The sequence below is a fragment of the Chitinophagaceae bacterium C216 genome (genome assembly GCA_028485475.2).
Taxonomy (GTDB): Bacteria; Bacteroidota; Bacteroidia; order Chitinophagales; family Chitinophagaceae; genus Niabella; species Niabella composti.
This window is the reverse complement of sequence record CP144143.1, coordinates 2,818,706-2,836,296: the sequence shown is the minus strand read 5'-3', so window position 1 is coordinate 2,836,296 and position 17,591 is coordinate 2,818,706. Positions and strand designations below refer to the sequence as shown.

9 protein-coding genes are annotated in these 17,591 nt (G+C 41.3%); all 9 read right to left on the bottom strand.

Annotated features, from left to right (window positions below; all coding sequences use genetic code 11):
• Positions 1 to 33 precede the first annotated feature (33 nt).
• The 9 genes from PIECOFPK_RS12140 to PIECOFPK_RS12100 all read right to left on the bottom strand — a co-directional run bounded on the left by PIECOFPK_RS12140 (position 34) and on the right by PIECOFPK_RS12100 (position 17,183).
• Complete coding sequence (locus PIECOFPK_RS12140; protein WP_409966009.1) at positions 34 to 1,284, bottom strand: PmoA family protein; 1,251 nt, start codon at positions 1,282 to 1,284, stop codon at positions 34 to 36.
• Entirely contained in the window at positions 1,284 to 2,663 is a 1,380-nt protein-coding gene (locus PIECOFPK_RS12135; protein WP_330974016.1) for a putative oxidoreductase C-terminal domain-containing protein, read from the bottom strand. The genes PIECOFPK_RS12140 and PIECOFPK_RS12135 overlap by 1 nt, the downstream gene beginning before the upstream one ends.
• A gap of 2 nt (positions 2,664 to 2,665) precedes the next feature.
• Complete coding sequence (locus PIECOFPK_RS12130; protein ID WP_330974017.1) at positions 2,666 to 4,096, bottom strand: Gfo/Idh/MocA family protein; 1,431 nt, start codon at positions 4,094 to 4,096, stop codon at positions 2,666 to 2,668.
• 246 nt (positions 4,097 to 4,342) lie between these two features.
• On the bottom strand, positions 4,343 to 6,226 hold the full coding sequence (locus tag PIECOFPK_RS12125; RefSeq protein ID WP_330974018.1) for a RagB/SusD family nutrient uptake outer membrane protein: 1,884 nt from the start codon (positions 6,224 to 6,226) through the stop codon (positions 4,343 to 4,345).
• 11 nt (positions 6,227 to 6,237) lie between these two features.
• Positions 6,238 to 9,378 carry a SusC/RagA family TonB-linked outer membrane protein gene (locus tag PIECOFPK_RS12120; RefSeq protein WP_330974019.1) on the bottom strand — a complete coding sequence of 1,047 codons (3,141 nt, stop codon included), beginning with the start codon at positions 9,376 to 9,378 and terminating at the stop codon, positions 6,238 to 6,240.
• 369 nt (positions 9,379 to 9,747) lie between these two features.
• Positions 9,748 to 10,860: a DUF4998 domain-containing protein gene (locus PIECOFPK_RS12115; protein WP_330974020.1), complete on the bottom strand. Its 1,113-nt coding sequence runs from the start codon at positions 10,858 to 10,860 to the stop codon at positions 9,748 to 9,750.
• Between the two features lie 27 nt (positions 10,861 to 10,887).
• Positions 10,888 to 12,087: a DUF5000 domain-containing lipoprotein gene (locus PIECOFPK_RS12110; RefSeq protein WP_409966008.1), complete on the bottom strand. Its 1,200-nt coding sequence runs from the start codon at positions 12,085 to 12,087 to the stop codon at positions 10,888 to 10,890.
• A 26-nt stretch (positions 12,088 to 12,113) separates the two neighbouring features.
• Positions 12,114 to 13,991 (bottom strand): RagB/SusD family nutrient uptake outer membrane protein, encoded by a 1,878-nt coding sequence (locus PIECOFPK_RS12105; protein WP_330974022.1) that lies wholly within the window; start codon positions 13,989 to 13,991, stop codon positions 12,114 to 12,116.
• A 48-nt stretch (positions 13,992 to 14,039) separates the two neighbouring features.
• The gene (locus tag PIECOFPK_RS12100; protein ID WP_409966007.1) at positions 14,040 to 17,183 is read right to left on the bottom strand and encodes a SusC/RagA family TonB-linked outer membrane protein; all 3,144 of its coding nucleotides are present in this window, start codon (positions 17,181 to 17,183) and stop codon (positions 14,040 to 14,042) included.
• Between the last annotated feature and the right edge of the window lie 408 nt (positions 17,184 to 17,591).

Here is a 17,591-nt window from a genome sequence, read left to right as displayed (position 1 = left end):
TGTATTAATGGTGGCTTTGTAATTGCGATAGCCTTATTTGATAATTTTTACTGCCGGCGGCTGCGCAAATGCTCGCCAAGCCTCCTCTGCTTGTTCTTGGGATAATTGATTGTCGAACACCAGCAGCCTGTATTTAAGCAGATATGTTTTGCCAGGCTCCAGTAGCCAGTCTTTATTTTTAGTAGGGGAGAAGTTGATAAATACATCTCCGCGTCTGTTGGAGTTTTCAGGCCATACTCTCAATGGTTCCGGATGATTATAGTTGGTGGGATAACTCATCATTACCAATCCTCCATAGTCGTTTTCCAACTGACCCTGAACCATACACCATCTAGCTGTACTGCCGTCGGCTTCTCTGCGGTTTTTGCCTTCGGAAGTGAGGGTCGTACTATTGTCTTTGTTCCAAAGTTCTGTAGCTCTGATACCTAACCCCCCATAGCGGTATTCCAGTAGCAATACAGGACTCGAAGAAGCGCAACTGAGCTGAGAGGTTATATCCAGAATATAATAAGGATCGTTGGGTTGTTGTCTGTAAATCCGTATGTTTTGAATTTCATTGATAGCGACTTTCTGAGTGCCATTTTTTTTAAATGCTACATGTTCATGAAGGACATTTAAGCCTGCGAAAACGCTTCCTTCTTCTATAGCATTAAAGCCGGCAAAGCGTACAGTGCCTTTTCTGTCTTTCAGATTCCAAAAATCGAGCGTATCATTTTCAAACAATACATGTGTCCATGGGTTCCACATCCCCCAGTGGTGATAATGGTCGGGTGCATTAATGCGTGTGAGTGCATGACCCGATGGAGTATTAAGCGGGTGTATGAACCCGCTTCTTTTGTAAGCAGTATCTACTCCCTTGGGTGGATAAACAGTTTTGTAATTATATTGTAAAAGCTCCTTATTGTTGCTAGCAATCACTAAGGCTCCATCTTTTTCAAGAACATTCAATGTTTTTGAAACTATATTGGATGGTCGAGACTGTGCCAACTCGAATGTTCTTTGCGACCTCTTAGAAGAAGTGACAACCCAATGTAATGTACGTTTATTACCCGTAATGGCAATCTGAAAAGCTACCGGCTCTTTTTTACCGCTGATAATTTCGAACAACTGCAGACTACTGTCGGCCAGAGTAGTGATAGCGTCCAGATCTACCTCGACAGGAATATTTAGTTTTTCTTTTCCTGAAGTATTTACCTGTAAAGTTGCAATACGCTGCGCCTGTAAGGTTGTGCTTAGTAGCGCAAGTGTAAGCGCAGCGCATACTGTGTATATATATTGTTTCATTATTTACCTGATTCTTTTGCCAGATCCAAAGCTTTAGTGGTGATATAATATTTAGTGATCATGTTAGGAACTTCCCAATGAGGAAGTTTGCCTTCGCTCAGGTATTTTAGGTAGTTTTCAGTAACCTGAGCAAAGTGTGCTTCATGACCTGTATCATACTCAGCAGGCACTACAACTTGCCACTTATTGGCCAATTTTTTTAGTGCTACACCAGGGTATTTAGCTTGAATGGTGGCCAAGGCTTTTGTCAGGTCTTCCTCGAAAGTAGCGTCATCTTTTTTAACAGGCTCTATGTACAATACAGGTTTGAAGTTTTCTTCCTTTCCCTGTTTGATGATCAAGTTGGCTCTGGTGCCGCGCATTATAGAGAAGTGCGTATCACCAGTTCCTTCGGGGGCTTTATAGTCCCATTTTACCAGTACTTTAGCATGAACGCCACGCAGTTTGTAGTTAATTTCTCCATTGCAGAACACATTCAGTGTGGTGTCGTTGCTCAAATCTTTTTGTAGGTAGTCGGGAAAACTGTTTTGCTTAGTTATAGCATGAAACTGGCTTAAAGTCATTGTAGTAGGCCAGCGTTTAGCAGTAATCAATTCTACATCTTTGGTGTAGTCCAATGCTTGTTCGGGGAAACATGCCCATTGGATGAGGTCTACCAAGTGTGTAGTTACGTCCACAATACCTTCTCCCTGTTGTGTAACATCCATAAACCAAGCCGGGCGCTGTAATACATTGCCCGATACGAATTTATAGAAATGGTGAACGCTTTCCTTAGTGACAGCAGGGTTTTCGGGAGTACCTTTTTCCAGTTCGCCGAACACATCTTTGAGCTGCGAAAATTCTCTCTGAAGAATGGTAGTGATTTCAAATCGCTCGGTCATGATATCGTACAAGAGCACATTTTTTTCTGCAGCTTTTTCAAAAGCTTTTTTTAACAGTTCAAAGCCTTCTGAGTTAATGGCCATAGGTTTATCGGCCAATACATTCATTCCTGCGTCAATAGTATTGTAGATGTACTCTGTTTTCTTTTGGTTGTTACCTGCCATTACAACAATATTGCCTTTCTTCTCTTCAATCATTTTCTGAAAGAAGTCGGCGCCGGTATATACATGCTCTGCCCAACGGGTAGGGTCTTCAGCTCTAGTGTTATAGGCATTAATCCTATCCATATGTAGCTGGAGGTCTGGTCCCTCGGGAGCATATACATATACGTTACTGTCTACATTAGGGTACATGCTTTTCTGTACCAAGGCTGCATGGAAGTGACCCGGGTCTAATGTAACTAGTGTCATCTTAGAAGGGTCACTGCTATTTTTATCGGTATTTGTACAAGCTATAATCGAAGCCAGAACTAAAGGTGTAAATATTTTTCTGATCATAATTATTTTTTGATTTTATGCTGAACATAATTGGTACCATAAGGATAACGTTGCGGTCTGCTAAGCAGTTTGTTCGCTTCTATATTGTTTTTGAAAACTTCTTTCACAGGATCCCAATATAGAGTAGTGTTGAGTTTCATGGCAGCGTGTGCAATCAGACAGGCACTGCATGAACGGTGTGCTACTTCTGCCGGGCTTATGGTTTGTTTTTTGGATTGAATACAATCCAACCAGTTTTTATGTTGCTCAGGGCTTTCATACAAATGAATTTCTCTGGGCCCGATAACAGATTTAAGGATCTCGGGGTTGCTTGCATTGAATGCTTTATTCTCCTTGCTATTACCACTAGTAGGATCGGTAGCTGTTACGCCTACATTACCGCGAGAAACAAATATCCATCCATCGGTTCCCACAAATTTAACACCGTTGGGATTTTTGCTATTAATGTACATGGTAACGCCATTAGCATATTTGGCTACAACTTCGTAGTCGCCATGAACATTCCACAGCCCAGTTTTAGGGAAATCGGCTCTTCCGGTAACTTCAATAGGTCCGGTTAGTTCCGTATTCATGCCCCAGTGGGCGATATCGATATGATGCACGCCCCATCCTGTTATCATTCCGGCTCCGAATTGTTCCACTCTTAGCCAGCCGGGTCTTGAATCAATATCGGTAGGATGGTGCACTCTGTCTTGAGTGTAATAAACGTAAGGAGTGGAGCCCAACCACATATCGTAATCCAAGCCGTCTGGAATAGGCATTTCGGTGGTATTTCCTCCGGGAGGATCCGAGGGGAGTCCGACGTGAACTTCTATTAGTTTGCCTATGCGTCCGTTACGGACTAGCTCGCAAGCTCTTTTGAACTGAGGCCAAGGAGAGACGGAGCGTTGTTGGCTACCCAATTGAAAGACTACTCCTGTTTTTTGGATCACATTGCTCATGGTGCGGCCTTCTTCAATGGTAAGAGAGGTTGGTTTTTGCAGATAAATATGTTTGCCCGCCAGAGCAGCTTCCATGGCCGGTTGTGCATGCCAATGATCGGGAGTACTAATGATCACTGCGTCGATATCTTTATTGGCAAGCATATCGTGATAATCATTGTAAAGTTTGACATCGATATATTTGCTATTGCCTGTTTTTTTTGTATACCAACCTTCAATCAGTTCTTTACCTTTTTCTCTACGATATCGATCTACATCTGCTATAGCTACGATGCGCGCCACATCATTTTTAAATGTTTCGGGTAAATCATGTGTGCGAGCAATACGACCACATCCGATCTGTCCGATGTTGATCTTATTACTAGGTGCGTTTTTGCCAAATACTGTAGACGGTACAATAGTTGGAGCGCCAAAAACAAGAGCGCCGGCAGACACACTTAATGTGTTCTTAATAAATTTTCTTCTGCTTTTGTTGAAATCGGATTTAGCCATCACAATCGTTTTAAAGTAGTAGGAGAATAACGTTAAAAGTGATTTCTAAGGTACGTCATAAATCTTTGTTCTGATGATTTTTGGAAGAGTAATTTGTATTACAACGTTTGAAATATTTAAGCTGAAAAAATGATGTTTAAAGAGTCGATATTCAGCCTGTTTTGCTAATCTATTTTGAGTTTAAAAATGAATACCATTCTGATTATTCAGAATGGTATTCCTGAGAAAAACTGCTTATATATTGCATTATTGCACCTCTACTCTTAATGGTGGTACATTGTTTTCGGCACCGGGATATCCGATGTTCTGATTGATTACACCTTTAATATTGGTAGTGATTACTGTGGAAGGTACCGGCCATAATATATGGTGTACACTGATTTTGTATTCTGCCCATTTGTGTTTTACACCTTTGTTGTAGAAGTTGTTCTTAGTCACAACCCAATCGTACCAAAAGTTGATGCCCATTTGTTTGACGTTGGCATTAGTACCTCCTGGTCCGCTTAGATTTTCTAATTTATACACACGCCCACCGAAAACTTCGCAAGACTTACCCGTTCTTGCGTAGATATAAGATATACGAACGAGTTCAATATGTCTGTTTTCTTCATAATATAATTCACGGGCTCTTTCATCAAGAATTTCTCCAATGTTTATATCAGCGGCAGTAAGGGGTTCTGCGCCGGCTCTAGTACGAACTTCATTCAGTGCCACTGCGGCTTCTGCTGGTTGCCCTTTCCAGTAATAGCATTCGGCTAGTAGCAGATATACTTCGGCAGAACGATAGATATACCAAGGAGTTTCTCCACCTGCCCATTGTGTTTGTAGTGGATCGGGGACAAACACCTTATAATGAGGCCATGGATACCAACACCGGATAGTGTCTTCCACACTCATAGAAGCCGGTTTTACTAAGTTCTTGCCATACCATGGACTGGGACTGGACCCTGTTTTCAGATTAGGGTGATTATATCTCAAATCTTCCATTCGTTTCCAGCTATCACGGTTGTGAATACCACGCATGTCATTCGCTTCCTTATCGGCGCGCCAGATATCATTGGTAAAGTACCATGTCGACCTTAATCGCCCGATTCCGCGGCCATAAGTTTTGTTCAAATCCATGGTAGGGTCTGTTTCATCGGCAGCCGGTGTGACATTGGTACCGGTTCTGCCATCAGGTGTAATTACACTACCACTATTCCAGAAGGGAACGGCGTTGCGCATGCTTTGTATACGATCGGAACCAGTTACTTCCGGATAAGCTACCACATACATCAATCCCTCGGTATTTGACATGTCCAACTTAGCTTCTACACTGTGGAGGTCAAACATCAGATTGGTATTAGGTTTATTCCTGTTAGAAGTAAAACGTTGTTTCATCAAAGGGTGAGCTGCAACGATCTCTTTGCCGATGGTGATGGCGCGATCAAAATCTCCAAGCACCATGCAGATTTTCATCAACAATACTCCACATGCAGATTTGGAAGTGCGGCCACGGTCTACATTATCCGGCACCCATTGGTATGCAAACTCTAGGTCTTTTTTCATCTGCTCCAAAATAGTCCAACGATCGTATGAATAGAAGTCATATTTGGGTTCGCTGATTTCATCACCGATGTAAGGTACATCTCCAAATTGGTGGGTTAATTTGAAATAGCGATAAGCCCTCTGAAAATATGCGGCACCTAGTACAGCGTTTCTTTCTTCTTCGCTTGTAAATTGCGCATTATCTATTCTGGCAATAACGGAGTTGGCGTATTTAATGCCTTTGTATCCCTCGTACCAATACCATCCGACGCGAGTTGTATTCACATTATTTAGGTCTGCATCAGGCAACAAGGATATATCCATATCCATTTGAGGACCTGCCTTGTCTGTAGTTCCTTCCACGGCAACATCGGATTGGATGATTTCGGTAAGAATAGGAGAGCCGTCTCCAAAAAACTCATGGCGCATGTTTCTTTCGCAGGAAGTAAGCGCAGAATACATGCCCTGCACATCTGATAGTGCTACACCAGGCTCGTAAAATGATAGGGGCTTTGGTTTGAGCCAATCTTTTTTACATGCTGCAAGTGAAAGAGCAAGCGCTGATACAAGCAATGCACTTTTATATATATGTTTCTGTTTCATAGTATCAATGATTAAAGGGTTAAGTTAAAGCTTAAGTTGTAGGTGCGGGGTGTAGGGTTGGCGCCTGATTCTGGATCTCCGAATTTCCATTTAGGGGCCCATACAGCAGCATTTCTTATTGATGCTGATATTCTCAGTCCCATTACATTTATTTTGTTAAGTATGTGTTTGGGGACAGCATAAGAAAGCGCAACGCTTTCGAGTCGAATGAATGAGCGCTCCACATAATTATTGCCTAGGTTTTTAGAACCTATGCGTGCATAATCATTGATCGGATTGTCTGGAGTCCATCTGGGCATTGCATAATCAGTAGTCCTGTCTGTAAAGCTGGCATTATTAGCCGCACGGTTGAATGTTCCCATTTGTCCCCAATTGGAGTAAAGGAAGAAAGAGAGATTGAAGTTTTTGTAATCAATATCATTTCTCCATGACCAGCGGAAGCGCGGTGTAGAGTATCCTTGGAAGATGCGATCTTCATTGGAAAGAATACCGTCTCCGTTTTGATCCTTATATTTGAAATCGCCCGGCTGATTACCATATTTGGCTGCTTCGGCTTCTTCGCCGATTTGCCATACGCCAATGCGTTCATAATGCCAGTATCTATCTGGATCCTGACCTATGAACCAGCCATTCTTAATATCATCTGCTTCTTTTTGACCGATTACATTGCCGTTCTCATCCAAAATGTCGATCATATCGCCATAAAGACTCTTGATTTTCCTGCGATTCAGCATGAAGATTACGGAAGAGGTCCATTTGATATCACTCTTACGGATAATATCTCCTGTGAGGGTAAATTCGAAGCCTTTATTTTCCATTTTACCTAGATTGGCAGCTACGCTATTGAATCCGATAATTTCCGGAAGCACGCGATCCACCAATAAGTCTTTGGTTGTAGCGATATAAGCATCAATGCTACCACTTAATCTGTTATTGAACAATCCGAAGTCAAGCCCTAGGTTGTAGGACTCTTTAGCTTCCCATTTCAGAGCCAGATTGGCCATACGGTTAACATATAGCTGAGAGTACAGATAAATGTTGCCGTTTTGATCTATATACGGGTGTAGGCCGGAGGTCATATCAGACAATGCGTCATAAATACCAATTTCTCTGTTTCCGTTTCTACCCCATGAAAGTCTTAATTTGGAATAATCGAGCCATTGGATATTGCTCATGAATTTTTCTTCTGAGAAATCCCAGGCAAATGCCAATGCGGGGAATGTAGCACGGGGATTTTGAGAACCGAAAGCGGAATACCCATCGCGACGCACAGATGCTGTAATCATATAGCGATCTTTGAAAGAATAGAACACTCTTCCCATTAATGCATCACCAGTTCTATAAGTATCATCACTTTCGGCTAAAGGAACAGCCCCTGCCTGCAAGCGGTGATAACCCAGAATGTCGCTGGGACTATATTGTGAAGATTTGGCGGTAGTGCGCCACCTCTGACCCTTTTCAGCATTCTGTAATAAAGTTACTTCAACATTATGTTCGTTAAAGCGACGTTTCCATCTGATGATATTATCTATTTGCCAGTTGAAGGTTTTTTCGAATGTACGCTCGCTGGAGCCCCCGGTTGCCGTCCATTGCGGGTTTTTGGAGGATTCGTGGTTATAGAATTCTCTCCATACGAAGGAAGGCGTGTAGGTGGACTGGAATTCTATACCCAAAGGTAGATTGATAATACCATAGATACTTGAGTTTAAGGTATTATACATGTCCTTTCTATCCCGATAAAGATTGTCGTGGAATGGATTGACAGGAGTGGGGTCTCCGGTGGGCAGTCGTCTGAACGGGCTATTGGGATCATCCAGATTATTGGAGCCAAAAGGAGAGATGTTGGTCATTTGTCCCCAGTCAGCTTGGAGAAAACCTTCATCACGTACGGCGAAGTTTGTATTAGCGCCTACTTTTAAGAAGGACGTGATTTTCGATTCCAGATTTAACCTAGTACGAAAATTTTTATAACGATCCCCAACAATCACTCCTTTACGATCCACATAGTTTAAGGAGAAATAATAATTGGATTGATCATTTCTATTAGATACACTTACTGAATAATCCTGCTGGAACCCTTTCTGGAAAACTAGTTTTTGCCAGTTTGTAATTTTATTATTTAAATAGTTTTCAATTTCGGGCGCTTTTAACTCTAGGCGGGATAACCACATGCGTATTAATTCTTCCTCGGTAACAGAGGTAACGGGAGTCTGCATGTCGTAGTTGTACCATGTCAAGGGATCTACGTTTTGAAGTTTTCGCGGATCTACAAACTTCTCTGGATATTGTTGGTGGTAAGCATCGTTGTTTTTCCCCATTTCATAATCATAGCGCCATTTAAGAAATTCTTCAGCATTCATTACACGGGGCGTTCCTACTTCTTTTACGAAGCCTATATTACTATTAAAAGTGATACGGGGCTTACCTCTTGCACCTTTTTTGGTAGTAATCAAAATAACTCCGTTGGCGGCTCTGGCTCCAAATACAGCAGTAGCACTCGCATCTTTAAGAATGTCGATAGACTCAATATCGTTGGGGTTGATGTCTGTAAAAGCACCGTCAAATATCACTCCGTCCACGACATTCAGTGGACTGTTACTTGCTTTCAGTGTTCCACTACCTCTCACCAGAAAGCTGGCAGTAGATTTTGCATCGTTAGTCATACCCACAATAATACCGGCAGCATTACCTCTTAAAAGATCCTGAACCGATCGGGGCGATTCTTTTTCGAGATTGGTGGCTTTGACCGATGCTACAGCTCCTGTAACATCTCTTCTGCGTGCCGTAGCATAACCGATGGCCACTACTTCGTCCATGCTAGAGGCGATGGGCGTCATTGTTACATCTACTACTGCGCGACCACCCACCTGAACTTCCTGATTGTTATAGCCGGTATGGCTAAATACGAGTGTACCATTTGCTGGCACTCCCGAAATATGATAGTAGCCACTATCGTTCGTTGCTGTACCTAGGGTTGTATTATTAACAATAACACTTACTCCCTTCATGGGTTTTTGTTGTTCGTCAATAACCCTACCCCTGACTTCCTGATTTTGTGCCTTTGTGAAGTGAGGAATAATGAATAGAGAGCTTAGAAAAGTAAATGCAAGCAAAGTTTTTCTGGGCCGTTTTTTTGATAAATACTTTTTCATACGAATGGCTTTAACGTTTAAACTGTAAATGATTTTTCAAATGAAAAACTGGCAAGCTCAAAAGAGTATAGGCAATTGAGTGAAACAATAATAAATAATATCTATTACAACTTGAGACTTTGCACTTTTGATCACCTGTAATCCCTATTTACAACGTTTGAAATAGAAAATTTTATTCCGAAGTCGTTGCTGGTAGCAGCTTTAGTGAAAAAACGATTTTGTGAAGGGTGATGGAAGGCTTCTAGAAATGAAAAAAGTTCCCCTTTGGGGAACTTTTGTGATGTGAGCACGAGTAGATGGTTATGACGAAGGTGTTTGAATATTTAACTTAACTTATTTAATTTATTTAAGTGGCTCTATGTGTGCACTTTAGCGTGCATAAGCTCCAAATTCAGCTAAGGCTACATTGTTTGAATTTCCGTAATCATTCAATGCAATCAATTTAATATGGCGAGCTTGTGTAGTCTCCGGTAAATCAATATAATGCTCCGCACCTGCACGGTTTTCGAGTGTGTATTTCATATGGAACGTCCAGTTAACACCATCCATACTGGTATACAATTCGATATCTTTTACAGGATTTACGTTTTCTGGTCTTTGTCGTACGATGAATCCTTCAATAGATTTTACATCTCCCATATCAATGGCTGCCCAGTGCGGATAATAAGTTTGCGGCGATATTTGATTTACCCATAAAGTACTGGGGTTATTGTCAATAAGATTAGATGGAGGTCTGTAGCTACTACCCGGGCGAGTATCAAAGCTGGATGCTGTAGCTACCCAACCATCTTTAGGTAAGGGGTATCTCTGCCCTTTTACATACATTCCCACCCAATCTGTATAGAAAGTGTCGATGGCATTAACAGGCAGATATACGGTTCGGTACTCAATATCTCCCCGCGAGAAGTCGGGAGTCATAGAAAGTAAGACGCTTTTGTCGATAAAGAACAGCCTTGGTTCATCATTATTGTCTATGTATTTCACTTCTGTTCCGATAATTGTTGTATCCGACAGACTACCCCATAGGATGTTTAAGCTGTCGTTAACAACGGTGGCATCATTAATAGGTCGCGACAAGAGTCTGGACTTGTATACATCTCCATAAACCCGGCCAATAGCCTCAACCTTAATTGAACTGTTCCCTTCTTTATCGAATGTGTATATTTCAAATACATATGGCCCTTCAGGCATATTATTGAAAGGGATATATACTGATTCGATCGAGGGATCAATTGGCACTTGAACCGAGTCTGCACGATTGTTCCAATACACCTTGGCGTGAGTAACCTTAGGATCGGCTGAATTGGTCCATGTTAGTATAAGTCGATTATAACCCGGAAGTACTTTTACCTGCACCGGTTTTCCGGGATATTTTGATTGGCCATAGTTAAGATACTCTTTATAGGTATCATCCATCTTAGAGCAGGTGCTCAAAAGTAGGATCATCAATGCTAATATTGTAAGAAAACTATACTTTTTCATATTTTATTCATTGGGATAGGTAAGTGTTTATGGTGTTATATCTGCATCTCCCCAGAAGGTTAGTTCTGCTATATAAATATAGTCAAGGTAACCCCAGGTTTCATTTATCTTGAATCTCAGATATCTTACGGGAATCTGTTCCGGAAATACAAAGTCTTCTCCTTGTTCTGATGCAAATGTTGCATCTTCTGCTGTAATCGGTCCCTCGCCCGAGGGTTTGTAGGATTCGCAATCCATGAGTTTAATCCAGCCGTTCCAACTACCCGAAGGATCAGGCGCTGTAGCAGAGCCCCATACTTCCCATTTACGAGGCGCGCCTAACTGATAAACATATTGCGTGCCGTATCGGTGATAGAATTTATACCGGCTTAGGTAACATAATCTACCCATATCAATTGTAAACCACTGAGGGATTCCTGAGCCAGGGCGCGTATGGAACGGAGCTGACCCCGATCCATAGTTGCCATCCCATAACTTATCTAGTGTCCAGCTAGCGTTGGCATGACCTCCGGCAACATCGGTAGGTAATGCCACAATGCGAAACTGATCCTTAGGAATCATTTCTTCGAAGATAGGTGTAATCGTTTCGGTAATAGTATCAGAATAATTACCCCAACGATCTCTGATTACAGCTCCAAATAGTCGAGGCACGCTAGGAAATCCGCGTAAAGAATATCTTCCCTGTGCAGATTTGGTATAGTAAGTTTCTACCTCAGTCAGCTTCCCCGAAGAGTCTGTAGTTAATAAGGTTACTGCCAGACTAGCTTCTCCACTATTACTAAAAGAAATTGTAGTGCCGCCGAATGTTTCGCTGAACTCAAATGTATTAAAAGCTTCCAGCAAGGGGGGTGTAAGTGGCGTGAACTTTACACTAACGGGTTGAGATGGTTTTTCACCTTCGCTTACTGCATATAGCTGTATCTCATACTCCTTTACTGCAGGAAAACCATCCACCAAAATACTATCTACGTATTGAGAAGCAATACTTTCTCTTTTTACTCCGGGTCTTATTTCATATACTGCTTTTACATAACGTAGATTAGCGTCTGTAGGAAGCTTGTATTTTACAACTGCGGCTCCGGGTAATGCTCTTACAGAGACTACAGATACGGAACCCGGTGCCGGTCCATCTTCTAAAGGTCCAATATATTTTTCTCTGGAGCATGCCCATATTAACGTCAGGCAGCAAAACATTGAAATATATGTTATGTGCAATCTGTTCATCATAATCTTGTTTATTACTTGAAAATTTATTACCAACCAGGGTTTTGTACCGTATTATTATTGGCAAATATTTCTACTTCACGTATCGGCCATAAATAATCCTTGAGTCCGAATGTTTGTTGATATAGTACTTTCTCACGATAATAACCTGCCGGAGTTACCTGATCGATATCCCACCCAGTAATGGGTTGATTTAACTCGTCAATTGCTTTTTTCCATCTTCTTAAGTCCCAGAATCGTTGTCCTTCAAACATGAGTTCGATAGCACGCTCTCTGTGTATAATCTCTCTGAGTCCTTCTTTAGTTGATGGTTTGGTAGGATTAGTAGAGTATGCCGTCCAAGCATCTACTACGCCGGGCAATCCGGCTCTCTGTCTGATTAAGTCCAAATAGTAGTATACTTCATTGGAGGGACCGTTTACTTCATTCAATGCTTCAGCGTATAGGAGATACAGGTTTGCTAATCTAATTATCGGCCAAGGATAATTTTCTCTGGAGTAAGTATTACTTTGGATAACATTTACATAGTTGACGTATTTCTTCGGCCAGATGCCTGTACTGTTATAACTGTCGTTAGCAATATTAGCCGCAGGTTCACCTTTCTTTGAGGAAACATACCATGTATCATCTGCGTCAAATTTACCCTGTCCGTACCAAACGCCACCATCGAATCCTAGGTTAGCATAATACCGAGGCTCTCGATCCACATTAAAACGGACAGTTGTATATTCATTAACGATATAATATTTGTTTTCGGGGGTACCTTGGGTAAGATTAAAACGTGCGCCGTAATTCCAGCTATTATCTTCTTCGATGGGAACCCCATTTTTGGAATAATAAAGCGCTGCAATTTTTAATGGCACTGCACAATTCCCTAAGGTACTGCGTGAAGCTCTGAGTGCGGGATCTAGGCCTCTTGGTGTAGATTGAATCTGAAGGTTGTCCACCATACTGTTGGTATTACCCCAAACAATTTCGGCATTCCACTTTTCATTGAATGCATTTCGAATGTTCATCTGCGTGCGAATCACTTCCGGTACATTATATTGTCTCACACTTTGGCTGTAATAATACAGCTTATGTCCTGCAGCATGACAAGCATCAATAGCTTCTTTACAGGCTTCTTTAGCCTTTACCCATTTTTCAGGATCGTACACAGGATTGAATAATTGTACACCTCTACTGTCTTTGAAGTTGGCATAATCCGGATTGCCATTGAAAAGAGGACTGGCAGCCGTAACTAGTACCTCGGCTTTAATAGCTAGTGCAATGGGCTTAGTAACACGTCCTAATTCATCTGCTTCATTCGTGATGAGATCCGGTAAGTCAGCAATGGCTTCATCTAATAACTGTACTACATAATTAAAACAAGAGTCAACCGGATCTCTGAAGACACGCACCGTTTCCGGATCGGCATTGATGGGTAAGTTTACTCTTTTAATAGGAATGGGGCCATACATTCTTGTGAGATAATAATGATAATAAGCTTTCAGGAACTTTACTTCGGCAATCCACCGGAGTCTTTCACTCTGATCTATATCGGGTGTTCTACCTATATTTTCAAGAAAGATATTGCAATCGCTAATGCCCTGATATAAGTCTTTACCGCCTTGTGTGCCCTGCCAGAAATTGTTGTAAGGATTAACCACGTTTTGAAATCCACGGGCTATGTTCCAGCTATAAGGTTGATAGAAATTGTGAAACCAAAGTTCGTCACCTGCTCCTAATGCAGGATTCTCATTGGCTGAACCCGATAAGACACTGTGTCGGGGAAGATAGCTGTAGCAGGTGAATAAAAACTTCTCTGCCTGCTGTCTCATGTTGAATGCATGATCGATGGTGGCTATATTATCCGGAACTACATCCAAATATTTTTTACATGCAGTAAGGGATAATGTAATTAACATAACAATTATGAATAATTTGCGTTGCATAGTTCTCTCAGATTAACAGTTTTAAAAATTAACTAACAGGCCTAAGTTGTATACCTTCTGATTCGGATATCTGAGCCCGTTTCCTGCCATCTCAATATCCCATGTTTTGAATTTGCTCCATGTATAAAGGTTTACGCCACTTAAATACAGTCTTGCAGAGGAGAGCCCGATTCTTTTTAATAATTGCGGTGTAAACTTGTATCCAATCTCTATGTGTTTTAGCCTCAGGAAAGCTCCGTTGCGCATAAACCATGTGCTGGACTGAATATTATTAGTGATAGGATATGTGCTTAGACGTGGCCACATAGCATACAAATCCCGGTTGTCCTCTGACCAGTAGCTATCAGCGTAAGCTTTTAATAACTGATTTACATATTTGATTCCGGAATTGCGTTCATCGCTGTTATAGTAATAAGGTGTGAACGGAGCTGTAGCTTCAGGATCTATCCAGAAAGAAGATCTGCCCGAACCCTGAAAGAAAACAGAAATGTCAAATCTGTCATTACCACCCGAGATACCAAACCCGTAAACTATTTCAGGTGTGGTGGGATAGCCGATGGGAACCATATCGAGTTCGGTAATCCTTCCGTCGCCATTTACGTCTTTATATTTTATATCACCGGCCATGTATTCACCGAATCCTTGAGTAGGAGAGTTTGCTACCTCTGCTTCATCAGCAAATAATCCCAATGCTATATAACCCCAGCGTTGATTAATGGGATAACCGGTTCTATCGCGCCACGGAGCTCCGGGATAATTATAATCCTCATACACTTTATATCTTGAGGTAGCATAGGTGAAATTACCCATGAGTTGTATGAAGTAATTGTTTTTAAAGGTGTGATTGAAATTTAAATCTATATCAACCCCTTTGCCTTCTGCCTCACCTATATTGGTTTGCGGTTGTGCCCACAATCCCATAGAAGCCGGTGTTGAAGAACGTTGTTGAAGAATGTTGTATCTATTGCGTATATAGTATTCGGCTATAAGATTTAATTTTCTAAGAAAACTTAACTCTATAGCAAAGTTGGCATCTCTTGAAGTTTCCCAAGTAATATTCGGATCTGAGTAGCGCGAAATGGAAATACCCGGACGAGAGTATCCGTTGTCGCGTCCGAAAACTGCACCATAACTGCTATTGTTGAGGTTTACTTCGGATAAGTAGAAGAAGCGATCGCTGGCACTTCCTATATCATCTTTACCGGCGTATCCATATGTGGCTCTTAGTTTGAGATTATTGATTTTGTCTTTCAGGTTTTCAAAGAAAGGCTCGTTAGATACTGTCCAAGCAATACCTGCAGAAGGGAAGAAGCCCCACCGATGTGATTGATGAAAACGTTCTGAACCATTGTAGCCAAAGTTGATCTCTGCATGGTAACGATTTTTATATCCATATGTAGCTCTTCCCGATAATCCGATATTTCTAAAGGGGAGCGATTCCTGAATGTTGCCAGCGTTAGGATTTAATCTTTCTTGAAAATATCCGATCACCATACCACTGATGGTATGAGCCCCCAATGTTCTATAATAATCAATAGCCGCCTCACCATATATGGTTGAGTTGATTTGTTTAAGACCTTCGTCGTAACTAAGGGTTTCTCTACCTTGTGCCTCATTGATAAGATAGATATTATAAGTATTGTCTCTTATGTTATAGTTAGAAAGCCCATAGTAAAAGGGGATATATTGCCTTGTAATAGTAAAGTAGGAGTGTCTGTCTGTGCTTAAACGGCCTCTGGCTTTCAGTCCGGGAGTAATGGCTTTAAGGTCTTGTTTTAACTCCAGTTGCGCTCCTATTTTTGAGCGACCTCTGTCTTGGTAGCCTTTTACCATATCCGCATATGGATTGAGATAGGAGCCGTCATAGTTTCCAAACATAATATGGGTTACATATTTATGCTTTTCATCTATAGGATAGTAGGGAGGGAAAAGTACCGGGTTAGCCCGCATCACACGTGTATACATATCTCCTCCGGAATAAATAGGGCCATTATAATCCTCGAAAACTCCATATAGCCTCACAATCATCTCTGTTGTTGGGAATATGTACATGTTTACGTTGGAGCGTAAGGAGTATGTTTTAAAGTCAATGTTATTGTTGAAGTTATTTCTTTTGTCTACTTTCAATAGGCCATTATCCTGAGTGAAGGTACCGGCTACGTAATATTTAGCAACGTCACCTCCGCCGCTCAAACTCAGATTTATTCGTTCATTAATAGTATGGTCTTTGAATAATTCTTTGCGCCAGTCCGTTGCCGGGAAGATATAAGAACCGGAACCAGGAACCGTATTGTCTATTTTCTCTTCAGAATATAAAAGAGGAGCCAGAGGATCGCGCGTGAGGATGGCTTCGTTATTAAGCTTCATATAAGTAATAGGGTCAGCCAGCTCCACATCTTTTGTGTTCTTAGAAAGGCTCGTTTCAACGCGTAGGGTAACATTGGTTTTGCCCTTTTTCCCTTCTTTAGTGTTAATAGCAATCACTCCATTGGCAGCCCTACTTCCGTATAATGCTGTAGCTGTTGCGTCTTTATATACATTGAAGCTTTGGATATCATCTACATTAATTCGAGCAAGGTCATTTGTGGTGGATTCAATACCATCTATTAGAATCAAAGGACCGCGTCCATATCCAAAAGTTGTAAGACCTCGTATATAAAACTCTGCATTATCTGCACCGGGTTCCCCTGTTCTTTGAAACGCAATCATGCCCGGAACGCGTCCAGCTAGTGCTGTAGTAAGATTACTGGAAGGGATTTTTAGTTCCTCAGGTTTGACCTGAGTCACAGAACCTACTATTTCCGATTTTTTCTGTGTACCGAAGGCAACCACCACTACGTCTTCTAATTGTTCTCTGTCCGCAGCGGGTCTCATGATAATATTTATAACCTTCCTTCCCGATACGCCAATGGTTTGAGGTTCCATGCCGGCGTAAGAAAAAATGAGTGAGTCGTTTGGTTGGACCGAAATGGAATATTCTCCAAGATGATTGGTGAGCGTAGTTTGCGAAGTGCGTTTTACAACTACTGATACAGCTTCAAGAAACTCATCGTTTAAGTTTTTTACAGTACCTGTTACCAGCGTCTCCTGTGCCCCCGCATCCAGATGGATTAAATAGAAGGCAGTTAGCATTGTGCTAAGCAAAGTTTGTTTCAGTACTCTCATATGCTTTTTAAAATAATGGGCGTACGAATCCTTAATAAATCCGTATCCCGAGTTTTATTTATTAATGATAAAATGTTCTTTTGCTGAAATATTTAACAGATTACAATGCAAGCATATGGATTGCTTATGTGACTAGCAATCCTACTGTGATTAATAAGCATTTTGATTTTAAATAAAAGTTTTTTACGTTATAAACAGTCTCCAAGTCAAGCAATCGCTGTTGTTCCTGTTGAAAACAACGGCGATTGCTAAAATACACAATTAGCTTTAGTATTGTATCAATACTTGTTATTACAACGTTTGAAATTGTTGAAGGCTTAAATGTTTAATACAGGATGGCCGCAGGATTGGAGACAGGACTTGATAGATAGGATAGGAAGTTAAGTATAAGGAGGGTAAAAAAAAAGT